Genomic DNA, 22243 nt, shown 5'->3' with positions numbered 1-22243 from the left:
AAACCCTTTGTTGCACTAAAGCCCCCGTTAAAAGGGGGGATTAACGGTGCAACTTTTTTACAAAAGGTATAACTTTATTTTAAATGGTACATCTTTTTTATAAACGATACGACTTTATTTCTAAACTACAATTAAGGCTGTTGATATTTGAAAATCACGGGCGTATATTCCGTTATAGGTATAAGAATATCCATTCGGAGGCGATTTAAATGAAAGTGGTCGATATTATTCGAGAAAACTCAAAATTAAATCTTATAGTTATTGAAAGGGCATTTTAATACAAGTAACATATAAGGCTGAATTATGGAAAAAAAGGAGTTAAATCGTCAAAGGGAGGGAATAGAAGGTGAAAAAAGCAGGGATTTTTATAATAGTTCTGTCAATTATTGCAATAGGTGTTTTTGGTGTATTCAAATTCAAAATGAACACTGTTGAGAGTGCCGTATTAAATTATTTAATAACAGAAGAAAATATTCCAGAAGATATGATATTGAACGCATTAGGTTTTATCGCCAATCTACCTAATGAAAGAAACTGGATGGTGAGTGTTAAGCTAAAAGAAGATGATAAAACTTATTATTACTATAAAAACAAGAATGATGAAGTGATATTAGAATCTTATGTGGAAAACGGATACGAATATGTTTATCCAAACGGAATACTACAAGAGAAATAGAGTAGATTCTACTAACGTAGAACTAACTCTATTTTTATTTACTGAAAAACAACATTGAAATTTAACATAGACTAATTTAAAAAAACAAAAAGCCTTCGCAATCTAAAGCGAAGGTTTTATTTTGTGGGTAATATTGGCTAATGTGTGGGTTAATTGTATAATAAAATAGTAAGACATTAGATAGGAGATGAAGGAAATGAAGATGATGAAGTACATACTTACACTTATAGTGATGGTGACAATATGCTTAGGTTTTAATAGCGAATTAGGCCATGCTGCAGAGGAGTTCGAAACAATCCCGTTAAACAAAATGCTATCAAAAACATTACGAATCGACAGCAAAAAGGAAGGGGACGCGATGTATAAAGTGAAAATACCGAAAGACGGTGTAGTCACACTTCAATTAGAATCCCCGAAAAACAAGGAATTCTCACTATTCCTACTGAGCAGCGTGAAAAATACTGGAGAAATAAAACCAAATCAGGACTCACCATTTATTAGCTACGCGTTCAGTTCAAAGGATACGGAGTATTACAAACCAGCAATGACAGATACAGTCGGCGTAAAAAAGGGAACGTACTATGTATTAGCCTCCACAGAAGGGGCTGTGAAGAATGTTAAGTTCAAAGTATCTTTCAAAGCAGCATCAAACTATGAAAAAGAAAACAATAATACGATCAAAACAGCAACACCAATCAAACTAGGCCAAGCATATAAGGCCGACATTAAGCTATTTGATATGAAGGATTATTACAAAATTACAGCGCCAAAGAAGACAAACATCCAAATCACAGTAAAAAAACAACTAAAAGCACCATTTACAATCAGCCTACACAATAGCAAAAATCAAAAGATCAATAATCTGAAAATGATAACATCCAACAATTCATTAACACATACAGGAAAAGTAACAATAGAAAAGGGAACGTACTATATAAACGTATCAAGTGGTGCCTCTTTAGCAAAGTTATCAGTACCATATACGATTAAAGTGGATGGATATTAGTAGAAATAGTATCATTTCTCTAACAATGAAAATATTACAGTCTGTAACATAGTGCACACAGGCTGTAATATTTGTAATGGATATGAAGACATTACGCATAAATGGAATACATATAATCCTATAATCATTTAATGAAGGCGTTTACAGTGAAGAGAAAATGACTGAAAAGAATGCTATATAATAGGAAGAAACCCAAGTTAGATAAGTTCAATGAGATCGTTAAGGAAGAAAGTGAGTGGAGCAGTGTCCGTTCATTTATATTTCTTATGTTACAAAAAGTAGCTATTAATCTTCCTTGCGCGTATATATATCACTTAAGATAGTAATATATTACTATCTTTGTGAATATAATTGTATTAATCACATAAAAGTTATAAAAAAATGTTTAATTTCCTTTGATTTGGTAATTTTTTTGATATTTTTAATATAATAGTGTTAAAGTCATATGTTTATACAAATCATTTACATAAATAAGGGTGGAAATTCTCTCTCTAATGAACGATAATTAGGCTAAGCATGATTAGCTGAAGAAAACAAAAACAGCAAAATGCTAATCATATCCAATAAGGGAGGATTTTTTTAAATGGGTAAATTCAATTTAAAATTCGTAAAACCTGTCGCATCACTAGCAATCGGTGCAGCAGTATTAACAGGATCATTCGCAGTAACGGGTGCAACTGATACAGCATCTGCTAAAGCAGCAACAGTAAAAGTATCAAAAGGTAAATTAGTAACTGCAAAAACTGGTAAAGTAGTTAAAGGCTACAAAACTTATAAATCAGTATTGTATAAAGACGGTAAAAAATTCAGCGGTGTTTACAAAAACACTTATTACAAAACTGGTAAAAAAGCTACTGCTCTTTACAAAGGTACTTACTACAAATCAGGTAAAAAAGGAACTGGCCTTTACAAAAACGTTTACTACAAAAACGGTAAAAAAGGCGATGGCTTCTACGGTACTGGATCAGCTAAAAAATGGTACCAAGATGGTAAATTATTAACAGGTCTTGGTAAAAACTCTGGCAAGTACTACATTAAAGGTAAACTTGCTAACGGGATCCTTACTTACAAAGGCGTAGAAAAACTATACAAAGACGGTGTAGTAGTTGTAACTGTTGTTGACGCTGCTAAGGCTATTAACAACACAACTGTTGAAGTAACATTCGCTTCAGCTCAAAAAGCTAGCGATATCTCAGCTGGACGTTTCGTAATCGAAGGCTTAGAAATTACTAACGCTGCAGTTAAACAATCTGACGATAAAGTTATCGTATTAACGACTTCTGCTCAAGTAGGCGATAAAACTTACACTGTAGCTCTTGATGGCGTTAAATCACGTACATTTAAAGGTGTTTCTAATGTACAAGCAACTGCGATCACTAACCAAACACCTTCATTACAAGGTGTAATTGGTAAACAAGTAACTGTTAAAACTCAAGTTGATGTTCCAGCGGGACAGTCTAAAGCTGGTATCGCTGTTACGTTCAACATTACTAACTCTGCTGATACTTCTGTTGGTAACTTCGGTAAGAGAATTACTGCTGAAGTATTCACTGATGCAAACGGTGTAGCTTCTTACTCTTACACTCAATATGCAGCTGGTACAGATGATACTGTTGAAGCTTACCCAACTGGTAATGCATCAGTAAAAGCTACTGCTGCTAAAGTTTACTGGGGTAATGCTCTTCGTTTAACAGTTGCTGATGTAACTGTAGGTTCTAAATTAGCTAACGGATCTAAAAAAGTTTACAAAATTTCATCACTTGAAAATGCTGGTGGTTATGTAAACGTAACTTTCAAAGAAAATGTTGGTGTGAATCCAGATAAATTAGTCCGTGACGTTGAAGTTCTAGATGTTAAATCTAACAGTGCTTATCCATATCAAGTAACTACAGGCGGTGTTGGATTCGCTAAAGTTAAACTTGATTCTAAAGGTGAAGGTACTTTCACATTAAAAGGTACTAACGCAACTGTAACACCAGTTGTATTCGCTGATGGTTCATACAAAAAAGACTATGAAGGCGTTGAAGCTCAATGGTCAGGCGATAACAAATTAAGTTCTACAGAACTTCAAGCTGAAGCAGCATCTATCACATTTGAAAAACACAGCACTGTAGGTGTTTCAGTAAAAGCAATTGGAGAATCACGTGCAGCTTCTAAAACAGCAAAAGGTGACGGTGGTCGTGAATACACTGTAACAGTTGCAGATAAAGATGGTAAGCTAGCTCCAAATGGTACTAAAGCTTATGTAACATTTGCTGAAGGAAGCTTAAGCAAAGATAAAAAAGTATATATTAATGGTTCAGTTGCTGTTGAAGGTGGCAGACATCTAGTAACAGTTGAAAAAGATGGTCAAGTAACATTTAAATTAACTGGTGAACTTGATGGATACGCTACTCCAACGGTATATCTTGATAATGGTAAAACAGTTGGCTCATTCGATAAAGAGGATGAATTCGCTGTAAGTGAACAAGTTTACTTCGTAAATGCTGTTGTTGAGAATGCAAAACTAGCACCAAATAAAGAAAAAGTTGAAATAGGTACTCCTGCTACATTTACTTATCAATCTGTAGATCAAAATGGATTCCCGTACTATGCTGATAACGGCGTATATGAAGTTACATTCCAAGTACAAGCACACTTTGGAGATATTACTGTAGATGGTAAATCTGTTTCTGCTGGTAAACCAGGTTCATTCACAGTGAAATCTACTAACGGTGTAGCATCTATCAAGGTAGTTTCTTCACTTCAAGGTACAGTTACTGTAAATGCTTCAACTTCACAAAAATCATTGCCTAACAAAGATGCTTCAGTAGAATTTGTAAAAGCTTCAGATCTAGATACAATTGTTGTATCTGAAAGCATTGTCGAAGCAGTTAAAAAAGCATCAAATATTACTGAAGTGAAAGCAGCTCTTAAAGGTTTCGATACTTATGAAACTCTAAGTGATGCAGGTAAAACAAATGTAGCTACAACAATTTATCATTCTAGTGACAAATCAGCGTCATTTATTGGTAAAACAATTGCAAGTGAAAAAGCAAAAGAAAATTCAGTTGATGCAAAAGCAGCTGCAACAGCATTTGTAAATACACATGCAACAGCAATTGCATATACTCCATCAGTTGTAAGTGCATTAAAAGATACAACTGATGTTCGATATGTAAAATCTAAAGCATTTGTGGATGCTTACGAAGCATTAAGCAACAAAGTAGTGGCAGAACTAAATACTAATACAAAAACACAATATATTTTATTAAAAGCAGCAGTAGCTTCAGTTGTAGCCAATGAAGAAAGTGATAAACAACAAAATGAAGCAACAGCAAAAGTAGCACTAGCAGCAATTAATACTCAATCAGTAAGTTCTCCTGATGCAACAGTTGCAAATTATAAAGATGCAGGAATCACAGATGTAGTAGCAGCAAACTTAACAGCTGTAAATACAGCGGTTACTACTGCTAAAGATTTCGGTAAGCTAACAAAAGCAGATATTCAAAAAATTGTTAGTAAAGTCGTTGTTGATGAAGGTTTAGCAGCAATTAATGCTCAATCAGTAAGTACGCCTGATGCAACAGTTGCAAATTATAAAGATGCGGGAATCAAAGATGTAACGGCAACAAACTTAACAGCTGTAAATACAGCGGTTACAACTGCTCCAGGTTTTGGTTCTCTAACAAGTACACAAATTCAAGGTGAAGTTGATAAAGTTGTGGCTACTATTTCATTAGCTGCAATCAATGCCGGAACCGAAGTTTATACTGATTATGCTAAAGCGGGAGTTAAAAATGTAACTGTCTACAATTTTACATCTGTAAAAGCAGCAGTAGCAGCAGAAAGAGCAGTAAAAGGAGCATTAACAATAATTGAGATTCAAGCCGTTGTTGATGGAGTAAAATAATTAATCATTTGGTGCTTGTGGTTAAGCCCCACAAAAATAGGCACTAAACTAAGTGTGCATTAAGTTTATTTAAAATACGTAGTCAGAAAGGCAAATGGTGATAAGTAACCGAGCCTTTTCTGTCTACGTTTTTTATTGTAGTAAATCGTGGTAAATATCGTAACACTTACTTCAATGATCACACTTGAAAAATGCAAGGGAATACTTTTTAAGTTTGAGAAAAGGTTTCAATAACAATATATAAACTCTGATAATTGAATGTATCGAAAAATATGATGAATATTTCCTTAATCTGTATGAATCATAACATTCTTAAGTTTTCTAACCCCTGCATTAATTCTTGATTGGGACTATTGCTTATTTCAAAAGAAATAATTTCTCCGTGATATAAATCCATCATTGCTGAAATTTAAAATTATAGGTTGTATACATAAACTCTGTGATATCCGTAGCCTATTTTTTATTAGGCAAAAGGATATTCGGGAAAGTTTGGATATAGCCCACAGCTCTTACTGTTTCTGTAGGATTAGATTTCACTTCGTGAATTTTAGATTGTAAATTCATTGCATTCATTAATCAAGAGACTCTTTTGTGATTGAAGATATGATTTTCAACCATTAACGTCGGGGCAACCTTTTTGAATAGTAGCAATATCTATACGATTTATTTCTTTAGGTATTTTAAACTGGACGCTGTAAGCACAATAAACAATCTATCGAGCTCTGCAATATTTTGAGTGTAGGAGGCATGAATCTTTTTGACTTATTGAATTGGTTTTAAGAAGTAATGATAGAGGGGGATTGAGCGATGGAAATTTGTAAAGAGGAAAAGAAATAGTTTATAACATTATAGGTAATATGTGTAAAGGGATGTAGTTACTTTTTTTCCTATAATCCTCTTAATTTATAAAATTTTATAGTATAATAGTACTTGTGTATTAAATACTAAAGGGCGTGGTTAGATGAAATTAACCGAACAATCTAGGAAGTATGCTTTATATGGATTCGTTACTTTTATTTTAATTGGTTTAATGGTGAGTAGTTTTATAGGGAGAAAACAAGATAAAGAATTTAGTGTTCAGCAACAGAATTACACGGATATGATTAACTTTTATAATAGTCAGGATTATGAGAAAGCGTTTGCTATTTCACAGAAATTAAAGCAGAAACAAAATGGTTCGGCTCAAGTGCACCAATACTCGGCTTTAATTGCTTCCAAACAAGGAAAAGTAGGGAGTGCGATAGTGGACATGCAAACAACATTAGATATCAACCCTTATATGGTAGAAGATCCGATGTTTATGCTCCAATATGCAGAAATACTTATCTTTGGACAGAAATTTCAGGAAGCTAAAATAATGTTAGATCAATGTGCAACTCTTCCAATTCCAGTAGAATATCCTACCTATAAGGAATATGTTCAGAAATTGCAAGATATTATTGCCTCAAGTTAAGAAGGGATGAACTAAATGTATAGTAGGGAAATAACAATTGATGAAAAGGAAAATCAACAATCAAGAGCTAGCATAAATCGTTGGTTATTTATTTTATTATTAGCAGCTATTGCAGTTATACCACTACTTATAGGTGGAGCAAAATCGGAAGTCATAGGTCCTAAAATAACAGATATTATTGCGCTTACTTCAGGTAAGAAATCAGATTTTTACACGCATTATAAGGCGATTTTGCTCATGTGTATTTCAGCTTTAGCGGTAGTATTAATGCTAATTAAGATTTTATTTTTTGATGGTTCTATTCGCAAAACAAAAGTTAATGTCTGTATAGGTATTTTCGTAGTCGGTATAATTCTTTCAACTATCTTCTCACCAAGCGCATCCATTGCGCTTTGGGGACAATATAATCGATCTGATGGGGCTATAACATACATATGTTATTTGATTTTATTTTTTGTAGCATTAAATATTGAATACCCTAAAAAAGCTATTGAATATATGATGGCAGCACTCTATCCATTTGTATTGTTGAATACAGTTTTAATAACGATGTACTTTTATGGCCATGATGCGCTACAATACGGGGCATTCAAGAGAATGATGATACTATTTTTACCGGAGGGATTTAGTATTAATGAGGGTGCCACTATTCTAGGAACATTGAATCAAATGAACTATATGAGTGGTATGTTCGCAATAATGACTGTTATGTATTTAGCTTGGGCAATTATAGATTCACATAAAGCGAGAAGTGTAATCAATGCTGTTGTTGCCTCCATATGTATTGGGATTATGTTCATGTCTCTTTCAACAAGTGGTTTCTTAACGGTAGTGGTTATTTCACCAATTCTAATCTGGCTAACCATCAAAGGAAATCACACGAAGCAAGCAATTATTGCATTATCTGTATTTTTAGTGCTGAGTGTTCCTTTGTTTCATATTTTATCGAGTCATAACGAAAGAGTTTGGACAGAATCATTTGGCTTTATCGTTAAGAAAAATCCATATATCGAAGAAGTAACTGCTATAAATCTAGCCCCATTTGAAGCGAAGGTTTATGCAGCTAACTCTAAGTTTGAATTACCGATTTTACCACAGTCTGGGACAGCTGCAGCTTCTGGTCGGGCATATATCTGGAGTAAGGCAATTGATATGGTAATGGAAAGGCCTGTCTTTGGATATGGTCTTGATACGATAATGTATTACTTCCCACATTATAGCTTAGATGCTAGAGCTAATATGATTTCTGAAACAACAATTGTAGATAAACCACACAGCTTATATGTAGGTATTTTATATGGTACAGGCATTGTAGGCTTTATTGGATTTATCTGCTTAGTAGGTATAATAATTTTCTTATCACTAAAGCAAGTATACAAAGAATATAGTTCATCCCATACAATTTTGGCGGTAGGGGTTATTGCATATTTCATACAAGCATTATTTAATGACTCTTTACCAGGGACATCAGCTACATTGTGGGCTATTTCCGGTATTATGGTGGCATTTGCATTAAATATAGATTCAAAAAAGGAGAGCACCAATGGAAGAAACAATTGAATTACGACAGTTAATCGAGACAATCATAAAAGGGAAATGGCTGATTGCAAGTATAACAATTGCGATGATAATTCTTGCTAGTATAGTAAGTTGGTTTGTTCTACCAGAGAAGTATGAATCTAAAGCAACTATACAAATAGTAAGTGATGTGGATATGGGGAATAATGGGGATGGTAGTCCTGAGCAAAAGTATGTCTCAGTTGAATTTACACCATCAATTTTCACGCAGCGTATTACTAGTACTACGTTAGGGGAAAAAATTTTTGAAAAGGAAAAGTTAAAAGATTCCTTTATTATTTCTAATATTTCAGCTACCAATCAAGTGAATACGAATCTTATTGATTTAACATATCAGGCTAAATCTCCTCAAAAGGCACATGATCAATTGGAATTATTAATTGAAGGTACTAAGGTTGCTATGGGAAATTCCGTAAAGGTATCACTTGAAGAGTTAGAAAAAACGTACTCATCTCAAACAAAGGATATTTCAGAATCAATTGAATTATTGATTGCTCAATATAACCGACTAATCATTAATAATAAACTACCTGAAATACTAGTGTTACAAACACTGATAGGGAACCAAGTAGTAGTGGATATAACAGATAAACAAATTGAAGTGTTATCTAAAGTAGATGGAAAATTACATAATCAGTTAATGCAACTCCAAAAACAAATTGAGGCCAAAACAACAGAATATCAAAATATATTAGCTAATTATCAGTCAGTTAAATCGAGTTTATATAGTTTCAGGATAGATCCTTATGTCCGAGTAATCGTAGAGCCCTCTTTTCCAGAAAGTCCGAACTCACCAAATAAAATCTTAAATATCGCAATTGCTGCAATTTTAGGTTTAATGATAAGTATCGGTTTTATCTTCGTTAGAGAATATTGGAGAAATTCAAGTACAGCAGAATAATTTGTAGAAAGAGGGTTACACATATGAGCTATCAACTACGCTATATCACATTTTTTATTGTAGACTCTGTAATTGTCCTTTCTGCTATATTTATGAGTTATTTCTTATTGCATCCTACCTTGAATGTTTATTCCAACACAATGATAGTATTAAGTGCAATTACTTTGCTGATTAGTCATCATATAGCAGCTTACTTTTTTCATTTATATGATCGTATGTGGAGTGTAGCATCTGTACGAGAATTGCTAATCATCTGTTATGCAGTAACGATTTCAGTTGGAACGGCGAGTTTGATACAGTATGTCATCAATAAAGATATTTATTTCCGTGTGATGGCTGTGACGTGGATGCTCCATATTATCATGATTGGAGGATCGCGTTTTTTGCTGCGTCTCATGCATGACAAAGAATCCTTTCAGCAGCCTATGAACTTACAGAAAGTTTTAATTGTTGGAGCGGGGCAGGCTGGAACAATGTTAGCACGAAGTATGACCCATGCGACGAATCCTGAGTTATGTCCAATAGGTTTCGTTGATGATGATTTTTATAAGCAGAACTTAAAAGTAAATGGAGTGACGATATTAGGTAAAAGTACAGACATAGAAAAGCTTGTGCATAAATATGACATCGAGCAAATTATTATTGCAATTCCTTCATTAAACAAGCAAGGAATACGTGATATTTACGAACGCTGTAGTCAAACGAAAGTAAACGTAAAAATTATGCCGAAAATTGAAGATATCATGACAGGAAAAGTATCTGTTGCAGATATGCGCGATGTTAATATTGAAGACTTACTTGGTCGTGAACCTGTGAAGTTAGATATGGCCGCGATTGCTAGTAAACTGTCAGATAAAACAATTTTAATTACAGGTGCTGGTGGATCTATTGGCTCTGAAATTTGTCGACAAGTGTGTAATTTTAATCCAAAGAAACTTGTTTTATTAGGCCATGGTGAAAATTCTATTTATAACATTCATATGGAGCTTATGAATAGCTATAAAGGAAAAATCGAAATAATACCCACGATTGCTGATGTTCAAGATCGTGAGCGTATTTTCGATGTTGTTTCTCAGTATCAGCCAGATGTTATTTATCATGCAGCAGCACATAAACATGTACCTTTAATGGAAGCAAATCCAATGGAGGCCGTGAAAAATAATATTTACGGAACAAAGAATATTGCAGAGGCTGCACATGCCTTTGGAGTAGAATACTTTGTCATGATTTCTACAGATAAAGCGGTTAATCCTCCGAATGTCATGGGGGCAACAAAGCGTTTTGCAGAAATGATTGTACAAAATTTAGCGAAAGAAAGCAACACGAAATTCGCAGCAGTACGCTTTGGTAATGTACTTGGCTCACGTGGCTCAGTTATTCCGTTATTCAAAAAGCAAATTGCTAAAGTTGGTCCAGTTACTGTAACAGATGAACGGATGACACGGTACTTTATGACGATTCCAGAAGCATCGAGATTAGTTATTCAAGCTGGAACGCTTGCCAATGAGGGGGAAGTATTTGTATTGGATATGGGGGAACCGGTGAAAATAGTAGACCTTGCCCGAAATCTTATAAAGTTATCTGGCTATACAGAAAATGAGATAAAAATCGAATATACAGGTATGAGACCAGGTGAGAAGTTGTATGAGGAATTATTAAGTGAAAACGAAGTCCAAAAGGATAAAGTATATCCAAAAATTTATATGGGGAAAGCAACACCTATCTCAAAAAAAGAACTGTACAACATTTTGGGCAAAGTCCCTTCATTATCAGAAGCTGAGATTAGTAAGATTCTAATAGATGTCGCGAATAAGAAGAAGGTATTAGTTAACTAATATAGAGTTGAATAGGGAATATAAGAAATTTAGTCTTCAATCCGCGACATGTGCATTTAAATAATGGAGACTGTAAAAATTCAGAAGGATAATAATGAAATGAGTAGTATAAAGAAGAATTTACTATATGTTTATAGTGTTAATTTAATCAACGGATTTGCGGGAATTGCCTTTATACCAATAGCACTAAAATCATTAGGTGCTGAGGGATATGGAATATATTCTATTTTCATAATTTTATCTTCGTATATTTATTTTATTGAGATGGGTGTTGCAAAATATTTCACGCGGACTATAGCGCAAACAAATATTGAACAAGAACAGGAAAAGAATGTGCGTACGGCTGTTAGTATTTACATTAGAATAACGTTCATTTTAATGGGAATTACTCCGATACTTGTATATGTAGTGCCGAATTTTATTTTTCCTACGGATAATCATAATCTAGTAGGGGTTATGGTTATACTAGCTGCTATAGATTATTTATTATCAATCCCGACTACTATTCAAGTAACTTATACTACAGGAAAAGAGAATTTCTATAAAATATCCAAGTTCAACCTTTTTTCTGGATTGTCTAAGAATTTAAGCCTAATACTAGCTGTAATATTTATTAAATCAGTAATATTTGTTATTTTAGTAATGCTTTTAAGAAGAATAGTCGACATATATTATGCTAGAAAGTATTTAGAAAAGTTACCAGGTAAGTCATGGAAACCTTTATATAAAAAAGGTGAGTTTAAAAAGATAATTAGCCAGTCCATTTTTTTATCAGCAGCACAATTAACACAGATAACAATAATTTCAATAGGAACATATTTGGTTAATAAAAATTTTTCTATTGAAGAGCTAGGTATATATAAGTCAACATTTGATTTAGCAACAAAAATTTGGTTTTTTTCGAATAGTTTAGGTCTAGTGATATTCCCAAGATTTTCCTCATTATTGACAAAGGAACAAGGAAAAGACTTATTACTACCTAAATTAATGGTTATTAATAACCTGAGTTGGATACTATATAACTTCTTTTTCTTATCAGTTTTCTATATATTACCGAACTTACCTAACGTACTGCTCATTAAAAATATGGATTTATTTTTTTTATTGCTATACGGAGCATGCTTAAATGCACATACAAATTTAAGTTATGAATTTTTACAAGCAGATTCTAAACTAAGACAGGTTATTGTTACAAGCCTTCTTGCACTAGTACTAATATATATTACATTTCATATGACGATAGAAACTTATGGACTTACTGCAATTGGTATATCGTGGGTAGTCAGTCAATTAATATATAGTTTTGTTATGGATATACTAGCTATAAAGGAAATTAAGAGAAGTAAATTCATTTTAAGCCTGTTACTAAATGTTTTTGTTGTATTGATAATAGGGGTTTTGATTCTAATGTAATTTAGAGAGGAGTTTAGATGAGAAAAGCATTTATATTATTATTTATTCTTTTAGCATTATTTGCTGATTTAAAGGTGACTTTGTTTCCTTATATACATTGGGTAGCATGGATTATTTTAATAGCACCATTCATGTTAAAGGATTTTTTTAAAAAAGGGTTAATTTTTAGCCCTTTTCTAGGAATAATCTTTACTGTATTCTTACTAGGCTGTTTTCTGAGTCTAATAAATATACCAAGCTATGAAACAATAGTTCAAATAATAAAATTTATTACTATATTTATAACACTGTATTATTTTGTACATTATAATACATTGAATTGGAAAGACATTTTCAATATCTTTAATTTAGCAGTAATTGTCAATTCACTATTATTAATAGTAGGATCTTTAGGGATTTATCCATTAGCTCAAATTTTAACTAGTGATGGTCGTTGGGGAACATTATTAGCATTTCCAGGATCATTAGTTAAAATAGGTGCTTGTGGATTTTACTTGAATATAACTGCTATGCTTTATTTGAAAATTAGTAATAAAATCCGTTCTTCTATACTTCTAATTCTTAGTATTTTTATAGTTTATATGGATGGATCTAGAACAGGAATGTTGCTGATATTTATAACCACATTCTGTATTCCTATTTTCTATTTTCTTGTAAATAAAAAAAATAAGATAAAATCTGTAGTAATTCCTTTTGTAGGTTGTTTTGTATTTGTAATTACTTTAATGATAATGTTACCATTTATGGTGAATTCACGAATAGGAAGCAGTGCTTTAAAGTTAATAAATGCCGGCTCTTTAGCTAATGGTTTAGATATGATAGATCCAGCTAGGTATATGATGCTTTTATCTGCACTTGAAAAAATATCGGCTAATCCTTTCATAGGGACTGGTTCATTTACTACTGTTGGGGTTTATGCAGATAATAGTAGCATGGTTGTACATAATACGTATTTGCAAATATGGGGAGATTACGGGATTCTGGGTTTATTAGGTATAGTCTCTATCTATTTTATATGGCTATTTTCTATTCCGAATATAATGAAAAGGATTCAAATAGAAGGCAGTACTATGGATTGTGTTATTATTTGTAGCTCCATTTTAATGTTATGCTATGTTGGATTAAATGGATTTTTTCACCCTTATAGCACTGAATTATCTGAATGGATAATATTAATAATTCCGTTAGCAGCGTATTATCACTTTTATAGAAAACCTATTGTTTAGTTGTAACCTGTAGGAAGAAAATTAGGAGGTATTATGGAGAATTCATTAAGCATTGTGATAACGACATACAATAGACCAAAAATGCTAAAGAGATGCCTAGCTTCTATATTAAACCAGAATTACAGTAATTACGAAATTATTGTTGTAGATGATCATTCTAAACCTTCCTATCAAGATGAAATAATGATGGAGTACTCAAATGTTAAATATTTTTATCAAAATAGAAATGAAGGCCCTGGAGCTGCACGTAATAGAGGTATTAAAGAAGCCATTAATAAATACGTGGTGATAATGGACGATGACGATATTTTTGTAAACGAATCATTTATCGCTATTAATAATTTTTTATTAAATAACAAGGATTTAAAATACCCTGTATTTAACTTTTTAAGTTCAAATACTATTGTAAAGTATAAAAAATATTATCATGTATACTCTTTTTCAGAAATGATAAGTGATTTTATCATAGGAGATGTAATTCATTTGATACGTAAAGATCTTTTTGATGGGTATTATTTATTTCCGACAACTAAAATAGGCTCAGAGTCATTATTATGGTATCAAATTGCTATCGATTTTGGATTTCCGATTATTAATAATAGCATTGTCCAAGTGATGGGGGATTCACCTGAACGATTAACAAATACAAATAGACAAGTAGAACATGCTAATTTATTTGCAGAGTATCAAATTGATATAATTACGAAGTTTAGTAAAGAAATTTTAGCGTCAAATAATGAAAAGTTTTTAGTGAAAAAGTATGTTGGAGCAATTACATATCTATTATTATCTACTCAAAAGAAAAAAGCCCTTTATTATTTAGGAGAGATACTTCGAATATCTAAAAAGTATATTGCATTGATAACATTGTTTTTTATTCCAAACAAGGTCTTAATAAAATTATTTAATTTATATAGAAAAAATAATGAGAAGGAAAGTGTTTAAATATGAGAATTCTTCATATTATCTCAACATTATCTAGCGGTGGAGCCGAAAAAATGTTAGTAGACATAATAAGAGAAATGCAACAGCGAGAAATAAATTGTGAAGTGGTTGTATTAACTAAAAAAAATAATTTTTTTGGCGATAAATTAGCAAAGCTAAATGTGAAAATTCATTATAGTTCAAGTGAAAAGATTTATAGTTTCAAAAATATAGTATTTATAAAAAGTATCATAAAAAATAAAGAATATAATATCATACACACTCATCTATTTGCTCCGCAGTTATTCACTTCTATAGCATCAAAATTATGTTTTCGTAAAATACCTCTTATTACAACTGAGCATAGCACAAGTAATAAAAGGCGTGACATGAAGGTATTATTTTTATTGGATCGATGGATGTACAAGCAATATGACCAAATTATTGCAATATCAACCGCAACTAAGGATAACTTATCTCGATATCTACCAGAAACCTATAGTAAGATTATTGTTATAGAAAATGGTATCGATTTTAAACAATATGAAGAGGCTACCCCTATAGATAGGAATTTAATAATAAGTGATATTCAGGATAATGATAAGATTATTCTAATGGTTGCTGCAATGCGCGAACAAAAAGATCCAGAAACGTTAATCAGGGCAAGTGAATTACTACCAAGTCATTATCATATACTTTTTGTTGGAGAAGGCGAATACTTTGCTTCAGTAAAAGCTTATGCAAAGAAATACAGTGAACAAAATATTCACTTTTTAGGTAGTCGATCAGATGTCCCTAATATTATGAAGTCAGTAGATGTTTTCGTCCTCTCTTCTAAATATGAAGGGTTTGGGCTTGTTACTGTAGAGGCGATGGCTTCTGGATTACCTGTCCTTGCTTCTGATATTCCCGGATTAAGAGAAGTTGTTCAAGAAGTAGGTGGAGAAGTATTTGAGGCTGGGAATGAAAAAGTATTAGCTCAGAAAATACAGCGAATAATTTCACGAGGTATTTATAATAAAGATTACTCTAAAAAAATCAAAAAATTTACAATAGAGCACACTGTTGCAAAGTATATTCAATTGTATAAAGAGAATTTAAAATAATAAAGAGTACAAAGGAGCATTTCTGTTAGAAGGATTTTCGAGGTCTTGAAATAAAAAGAGCCCTCTTGGTATGATACGGGGTGTCAACACGAATTGACCCCTAACTTAGTAACCAAGGAGGACTCCATTATGTATTCTAAAACGAATGAAAAAATTAATCAAGTCACTGAAAAAACACTTGTCGTCGGAATGGAATCGCTAAGCTTACACACTATGCGTGCTTTGTCAATGATCGCGGGCGTGAACTTCAAAAATCATGCCCAGTCACACAATCACAAGAAGACTTTGACAAGCTTTATCAATGTATTTGCCAAGTCATGTGTGATTTGAAAAAGACAGAAGTCATCGTGGGTATTGAACTGACTGGTCATTATTGGCTTAACCTCGCGTATTTCTTTAGTAATCACGGGATTCCGCTCGCCATGAGAAATCCAATGCATGTGAAACGTTCTAAAGAGCTAAATGATAATCTACCAACGAAAAACGACCGCAAAGATGCACTCGTCAAAGATGGCCGATTTAATTTATCCAAGTATTTTAGAAGGTGTGGAAGCCGAGTTACGCACTGGCTCTGCACTTCGAACGCAACTAACAGAGGAACTGGGTACTGTTAAAAACCTCCTGATTCAATGGTTGGAGTTTACACAAGTCTTTCCGGAATTCGGCAAAATGGCTCTCGCAGTACTTGAGCGTAATCCATTTTCACAAGATATTATCGGCAAATCACCTGAGGAGCTACTATTTCTTTACCGTCGGTAGATGATATGAAATCACCACAGCTACCGAAGGATAAACAGTTAGTAGAAGTCGCTTCTACATCAATTGGGATGACAGAAGGGATACAGATGGCCCGCTTTGAAATCGCCACACTCCTTCGTCATTATCACTAATTAACACTAGAAATCGAAAAACTCTCTACACAATTAACAGATCTGATTCAAACGAGCTCCGAGTATGAAATCTTGTACTCTGTTCCTGGTCTAGGAGATGTCACAATTGTAGATCTCTTCTCTTAAATTGGTAGCTTTTCACAATATGATCATCCGCGCTAATTAATTTAACTAGCGGGATTGACATTACGTGAAAAACTCTTCTGGCCAACATAAAGGCCAGAAACGCATCTCCAAACCACCAATAGGATGCCACTGAAGAAGCTCGCATTATTTTTTCCATTCGACCACGAGTCCCTAAAGGAGCTTCGCTAGCCTCTGCCTTATGAATAGACCGAACGAAGGTAAGTGCGACTGACGCTAAGAGACATGGGAGGGTACGTCATCATAAGTTACGCAGAGATCCAAGGTGCCTTACATATTGCATTAAAAAGCCAATAAATAACATTGGTTTCAGCGAAGCGTATCCTTAAAATTACAAGTATTTGAATTACTGAAAACAATGTTTATAAATGGGTAGAAAAATATCTTTGACACCCTAAAAACGGGTCAAACCGTTGATATATCAATATTTATAGAGGGAGGATGTATAATTAATGAGAGTAATTTTTGTGGCAACTGTCTATCGTCATTTAGTTGCTTTCCATAGACCTTACATATCTTATTTCCAATCAAAGGGTTATGAAGTATGGGCTGCTGGATCAGGTGAAGAAGGTCGTACAATACTAGAAAAAGATAGAGTGAAATGCATTGATATTTCGTTTTCTCGTAGTCCTTTAAGGACACAAAATATAGAGGCTTTTATCCAACTAAAAAAATTATTTAAAGAAAATTCATTTGATTTAGTTCATGTACATACACCTATTGCCGCCTTGTTAACACGTGTAGCATATCGTAAGGTAGGTAAAGGTAATATCGTATATACAGCGCATGGTTTTCACTTCTTCGAAGGAGCTCCGAAGCAAAACTGGCTTATTTACTATACAGCCGAAAAGCTGGCAGCTCGGTGGACGAGTCATTTAATTACAATTAATGATGAAGATTACCAAAATGCGCAGAAGTTAGGCTTGCCATCTGATCGAATCTCTTGCGTCCATGGTGTAGGTGTTGAGATTGCTAGGAAATGTGAAACAAAAGAACAGAAATCTACCTTCAAAGAGGAATTAGGATTATCAGCGGATGCGATTGTTATAACTTACGTAGCCGAGCTGAATCATAACAAAAATCATATGTTCCTTTTTCAAAATTGGAAGGAAATTAAAAAGGCTTGTCCCAATGCAGTGTTATTAATTATTGGAACCGGTGAATTGGAGCAGGACCTTAAGGACCATGTGAAAAATGAGCAGTTAAAGGATGTGCAATTTTTAGGATTCCGTCGAGATGTCCCTAGGTTATTGTCAGTCTCTGATATTGTTACACTTCTCTCATTCCGAGAAGGTTTGCCAAAAAGCATTATGGAAGCAATGGCGGAAGGACTTCCATGTGTCGTCACGAATACAAGAGGACTGAGAGATTTGATACATAATGGTGAGAACGGTTTCGTGATAGATTCTCATAATCATAAACAACTTGTGAAGGCGTTCACAAGTTTACTAAAATCTACTTCTTTATGTAAACAGATGGGGCAGGATACGAAGAAAAAAGTAAAACCATTTTTGTTGGAAAATGTACTACCTGAGTACATAGCAATTTACGAAAAACTATTGGAAAAGTAGGTGGAAGGCATGACGGTATTGATAACGGGGGGGACTGGCTATATTGGTAGTCATACGGTTGTAGAGCTAGTAACGCAAGGAATGGATTGTGTCATTGTCGATAACCTTTCGAAGTCATTGGCTATTACTTTGGAAAGAATAGAGGACGTCGTTCACACAAAAATACCATTCGAACAAATTGATTTATTGGACAAAGAGGTATTACAACAAGTTTTTTACAAGTACGATATTACCTCAGTTATTCACTTTGCTGGTTTTAAATCAGTCGGAGAGTCTGTAAAGAAACCACTTATGTATTATGAAAATAATCTAATTAGTACTCTAAATTTACTAGAAGTAATGGAAGAGGCAAATGTGAAAAAACTCGTCTTCAGTTCCTCTGCTACAGTATATGGTGACAGTCATACACCACCGCTTACTGAAGAATTATCATTGTCAGCCCCGAACCCATATGGTAGAACCAAACTGATGTTAGAAGAGATTTTAAGAGATATTTTTGCTACGGATGATAAGTGGTCAATAGCTTTAATGCGCTATTTTAACCCAATCGGCGCACATTATAGCGGTCTTTTAGGTGAAAGTCCATATGGCATACCGAATAATTTATTGCCATATGTGTTGAAGGTTGCTTCTGGAGAAATTGAGACGTTACAAATATTTGGTGGCGATTATAATACAAAGGATGGCACTTGTATCCGTGACTTTATCCATGTGATGGATCTAGCAGAGGGACATATCCAGGCTTTAAAGTATATTCAAAATCATAATGGTTGTGAAGCGTTCAACCTGGGTACAGGAAGTGGCTATTCAGTGTTAGAGTTAATTAAAGAGTTTGAAAGAATAAATTATATTGATGTACCTTACACAATAGGACCTAGACGTAAAGGAGATATAATGACCAGCATTGCTGATGTAGAAAAGGCGAAAGCATTGTTAGGATGGTCAGCCGAACGGACATTGGAAGATATGTGTCGTGATTCTTGGACGTGGGCAAATAAGGCAAAAGGATATCTTGTAAAATGAAAAGAATATTAGATTTTTTAGTAAGTTTAACGATGATTTTGATTTTGAGCCCAATCATGATAGCCGTATGGTTACTTGTACGTCTCAAATTAAGTTCACCTGCATTATTTAAACAAGCAAGACCAGGTCTTAATGGAAAGGTCTTTTGTGTTTACAAATTCCGCACGATGACAAATGAGCGCGATAAACATGGTGAGTTGCTTCCAGATTCAGTTCGTTTAACGAAGTTCGGCCAATTGTTACGTATGTTTAGTTTAGATGAATTGCCTCAGCTTTGGAATGTGCTAAAGGGCGACATGAGCTTTGTAGGTCCTCGTCCTTTACTCGTTGAATATTTGCCGCTATATAGTGAAAGACAAGCACGCCGACATGAAGTTCGACCAGGCATTACTGGATGGGCTCAGGTAAATGGGCGTAACGCAATTTCTTGGGAGCTGAGGTTTGAGCATGATTTGTGGTATATAGATCATCATACAATATGGTTAGATTTTAAAATTTTATTATTGACAGTAAAAAAGGTGTTTGTGTCTGAAGGTATCAATCAACAGGGACAGGCAACAATGCAAAAATTTATGGGTACTTCAAATGCTAAAGGTAGTGATACATAATGTTGATAGTTATTATAGGGGATAGTGGTCATGCAAAGGTTATAGCTGATTGCATTCACTCTAATCCGGAGCATGAAATTATTGCTAAACTGGACGATAAGTACAATGTAGTGTTTGAGGATGAGGGGCTTATAAAAGGTCCAATTGAACACCTGCATACTTTGCTACAACAAACACAATGTAAGGTTATTGTAGGAATTGGTAGTAATCGCATACGTCAAAAGATTGTTGAACGCCTAAACTTATCAGCAGATACATTTGCTACGATTATTCATCAACATGCGATTGTAAGTCCATTAGCAACTCTTGCTTCTGGAACAGTTATTATGCCAGGCGCTGTTGTGAATGTCGATGCGATTATTGGCAGGCACTGTATTATTAATACAAATTCAGTGATAGAACATGATTGTATAGTAGGGGACTTTGCACATATTTCACCAAATAGTACGTTAACAGGTGGAGTTTGCTTTGGCAAAGGTTCACATTTAGGTGCTACGGCAACCGTTATACCTATGCAAAAAGTAGGTGATTGGTCGATAATAGGCGCGGGCTCGGTTATTATTTCCGAAATCAATTCAAATGTTACAGCAGTGGGTATCCCAGCAAAAGTTATTAAGAGAGAAGGGCTATAAAATGGATCGTATCTTACTATCCTCACCACATATGAGTGGAAGAGAGCAAAAATATATTGATGAAGCTTTTGCAACAAACTGGATTGCTCCACTGGGTGCGAATGTGGATGGCTTTGAGAAGGAATTGGCGGAGTATGTTGGTGTCAAAGGTGCTACGGCAATGAGTGCTGGTACTGCGGCTATAGATATAGCTTTGAACTTGGTGGGTGTAGACAAGGATGATATCGTATTTTGTTCAACATTAACATTCATTGCTAGTGCGAATCCAATTTTATACCGTGGTGCTACCCCTATATTTATTGATTCTGAGTGGGAAACTTGGAATATGTCACCCCAAGCGTTACAACGAGCTTTTAAGGATGCCGAAAAAGAAGGAAAACTTCCTAAAGCCGTTGTGATAGTTAACCTTTATGGTCAATCTGCTAAAATGGATGAGCTTTTAGCCATCTGTAATCATTATGGCGTTCCCATTGTAGAGGATGCTGCGGAATCATTAGGTTCTTATTATAAAGGGCAAAAAAGTGGAACATTCGGTCATTATGGTATCTTCTCATTTAACGGTAATAAAATTATTACGACTTCTGGCGGTGGCATGCTCGTTTCCAATGATGAAGAAGGAATTAAGCATGCTCGTTTCTTAGCTACGCAAGCACTTGATACAGCGAAGCATTATCAACATAGTGTTGTCGGTTACAATTATCGTATGAGTAATATTTGTGCAGGTATTGGCCGTGGGCAACTTGAAGTATTAGATGAGCGTGTTGGTCAAAAACGCGCTATTTTCGAACGCTATGAAAAAGAATTGAGCCCTATTGATGGTCTTTCTATGATGCCAGAATTAGAGAACACATTCTCAAATCGTTGGTTAACAGCTATTCAATTAGACCCTAATAAATTTGAAGTTACACCTTATGAGCTAATTGATGCATTAAATGCAGCAAAAATCGATTCCCGCCCAGTTTGGAAACCGATGCATTTGCAGCCGGTATTTGAAGGATGTAAGTTCTATCCACATGCTGAAGGAGAAGTAATAAGCGAGCTTTTATTTGCTCGTGGTATTTGTTTACCATCTGATTCTAAAATGACAGAAGGAAAACAAAAGTATGTTATTGATACAATTCTTCAAAACTTAAAATAAAGTAAAAACCCTTATTGATTTACATTAATAAGGGTATTTTCATATGCTATGATTGGAGGAACTTATAAATAAGGTAAGATAATGGCGATTTTTGGTACAAGACTCAGCCATTAAAATGGAACCTCTTGTGTTGGAATTGGTGAAGTACCAGAACAAATACTGCAGAGACCTTGAAATGCTTGGTCAGATGTTAGAATTGTTCAAAGTTGGACCCTATGATGATTTGA

16 protein-coding genes and 1 pseudogene are annotated in these 22243 nt (G+C 34.1%); all 17 read left to right on the top strand.

The genetic code is table 11. The features are described from left to right. Positions 1-346 precede the first annotated feature (346 nt). The 17 genes and pseudogenes from JFL43_RS20320 to JFL43_RS20240 all read left to right on the top strand — a co-directional run bounded on the left by JFL43_RS20320 (position 347) and on the right by JFL43_RS20240 (position 22016). Positions 347-676: a hypothetical protein gene (locus tag JFL43_RS20320; protein WP_200750437.1), complete on the top strand. Its 330-nt coding sequence runs from the start codon at positions 347-349 to the stop codon at positions 674-676. Positions 677-872: 196 nt separating this feature from the next. Continuing rightward, on the top strand, positions 873-1682 hold the full coding sequence (locus JFL43_RS20315) for a pre-peptidase C-terminal domain-containing protein (RefSeq protein ID WP_200750436.1): 810 nt from the start codon (positions 873-875) through the stop codon (positions 1680-1682). A gap of 583 nt (positions 1683-2265) precedes the next feature. After that, on the top strand, positions 2266-5574 hold the full coding sequence (locus JFL43_RS20310) for a toxin-antitoxin system YwqK family antitoxin (protein ID WP_200750435.1): 3309 nt from the start codon (positions 2266-2268) through the stop codon (positions 5572-5574). Between the two features lie 961 nt (positions 5575-6535). Next, on the top strand, positions 6536-7027 hold the full coding sequence (locus JFL43_RS20305; protein ID WP_200750434.1) for a tetratricopeptide repeat protein: 492 nt from the start codon (positions 6536-6538) through the stop codon (positions 7025-7027). A 15-nt stretch (positions 7028-7042) separates the two neighbouring features. Then, positions 7043-8587 (top strand): O-antigen ligase family protein, encoded by a 1545-nt coding sequence (locus JFL43_RS20300; RefSeq protein ID WP_200750433.1) that lies wholly within the window; start codon positions 7043-7045, stop codon positions 8585-8587. Next, complete coding sequence (locus JFL43_RS20295) at positions 8571-9506, top strand: Wzz/FepE/Etk N-terminal domain-containing protein (RefSeq protein ID WP_200750432.1); 936 nt, start codon at positions 8571-8573, stop codon at positions 9504-9506. Before JFL43_RS20300 ends, JFL43_RS20295 begins: the two co-directional genes overlap by 17 nt. A gap of 23 nt (positions 9507-9529) precedes the next feature. Next, positions 9530-11341 (top strand): polysaccharide biosynthesis protein, encoded by a 1812-nt coding sequence (locus JFL43_RS20290; RefSeq protein WP_200750431.1) that lies wholly within the window; start codon positions 9530-9532, stop codon positions 11339-11341. Between the two features lie 63 nt (positions 11342-11404). Beyond that, positions 11405-12754: a lipopolysaccharide biosynthesis protein gene (locus JFL43_RS20285; RefSeq protein WP_200750430.1), complete on the top strand. Its 1350-nt coding sequence runs from the start codon at positions 11405-11407 to the stop codon at positions 12752-12754. Positions 12755-12771: 17 nt separating this feature from the next. After that, on the top strand, positions 12772-13980 hold the full coding sequence (locus JFL43_RS20280) for an O-antigen ligase family protein (protein WP_200750429.1): 1209 nt from the start codon (positions 12772-12774) through the stop codon (positions 13978-13980). 33 nt (positions 13981-14013) lie between these two features. Continuing rightward, positions 14014-14925 carry a glycosyltransferase family 2 protein gene (locus JFL43_RS20275; protein ID WP_200750428.1) on the top strand — a complete coding sequence of 304 codons (912 nt, stop codon included), beginning with the start codon at positions 14014-14016 and terminating at the stop codon, positions 14923-14925. 2 nt (positions 14926-14927) lie between these two features. Next, positions 14928-16010, top strand: a complete 1083-nt coding sequence (locus tag JFL43_RS20270) for a glycosyltransferase (RefSeq protein ID WP_267907829.1) — start codon at positions 14928-14930, stop codon at positions 16008-16010. A 129-nt stretch (positions 16011-16139) separates the two neighbouring features. Then, a pseudogene (locus tag JFL43_RS22850) lies at positions 16140-17138 on the top strand (IS110 family transposase); the annotation flags it as partial. Between the two features lie 358 nt (positions 17139-17496). Next, entirely contained in the window at positions 17497-18615 is a 1119-nt protein-coding gene (locus JFL43_RS20260; RefSeq protein WP_200750426.1) for a glycosyltransferase family 4 protein, read from the top strand. Positions 18616-18624: 9 nt separating this feature from the next. Then, the gene (gene galE, locus JFL43_RS20255) at positions 18625-19638 is read left to right on the top strand and encodes a UDP-glucose 4-epimerase GalE (RefSeq protein ID WP_200750425.1); all 1014 of its coding nucleotides are present in this window, start codon (positions 18625-18627) and stop codon (positions 19636-19638) included. Further along, the gene (locus JFL43_RS20250; protein ID WP_200750424.1) at positions 19635-20246 is read left to right on the top strand and encodes a sugar transferase; all 612 of its coding nucleotides are present in this window, start codon (positions 19635-19637) and stop codon (positions 20244-20246) included. Before galE ends, JFL43_RS20250 begins: the two co-directional genes overlap by 4 nt. Beyond that, on the top strand, positions 20246-20878 hold the full coding sequence (locus tag JFL43_RS20245; protein ID WP_200750423.1) for an acetyltransferase: 633 nt from the start codon (positions 20246-20248) through the stop codon (positions 20876-20878). Before JFL43_RS20250 ends, JFL43_RS20245 begins: the two co-directional genes overlap by 1 nt. 1 nt (position 20879) lies before the next feature. Then, positions 20880-22016, top strand: coding sequence for an aminotransferase class I/II-fold pyridoxal phosphate-dependent enzyme (locus tag JFL43_RS20240; protein WP_200750422.1), 1137 nt, complete (start codon positions 20880-20882; stop codon positions 22014-22016). Positions 22017-22243 lie beyond the last annotated feature (227 nt).

Source organism: Viridibacillus soli (genome assembly GCF_016612995.1).
Lineage (GTDB): Bacteria > Bacillota > Bacilli > Bacillales_A > Planococcaceae > Viridibacillus > Viridibacillus soli.
The sequence above is the reverse complement of the archived record's forward strand: the minus strand, read 5'-3'. Positions and strand labels throughout refer to the sequence as shown.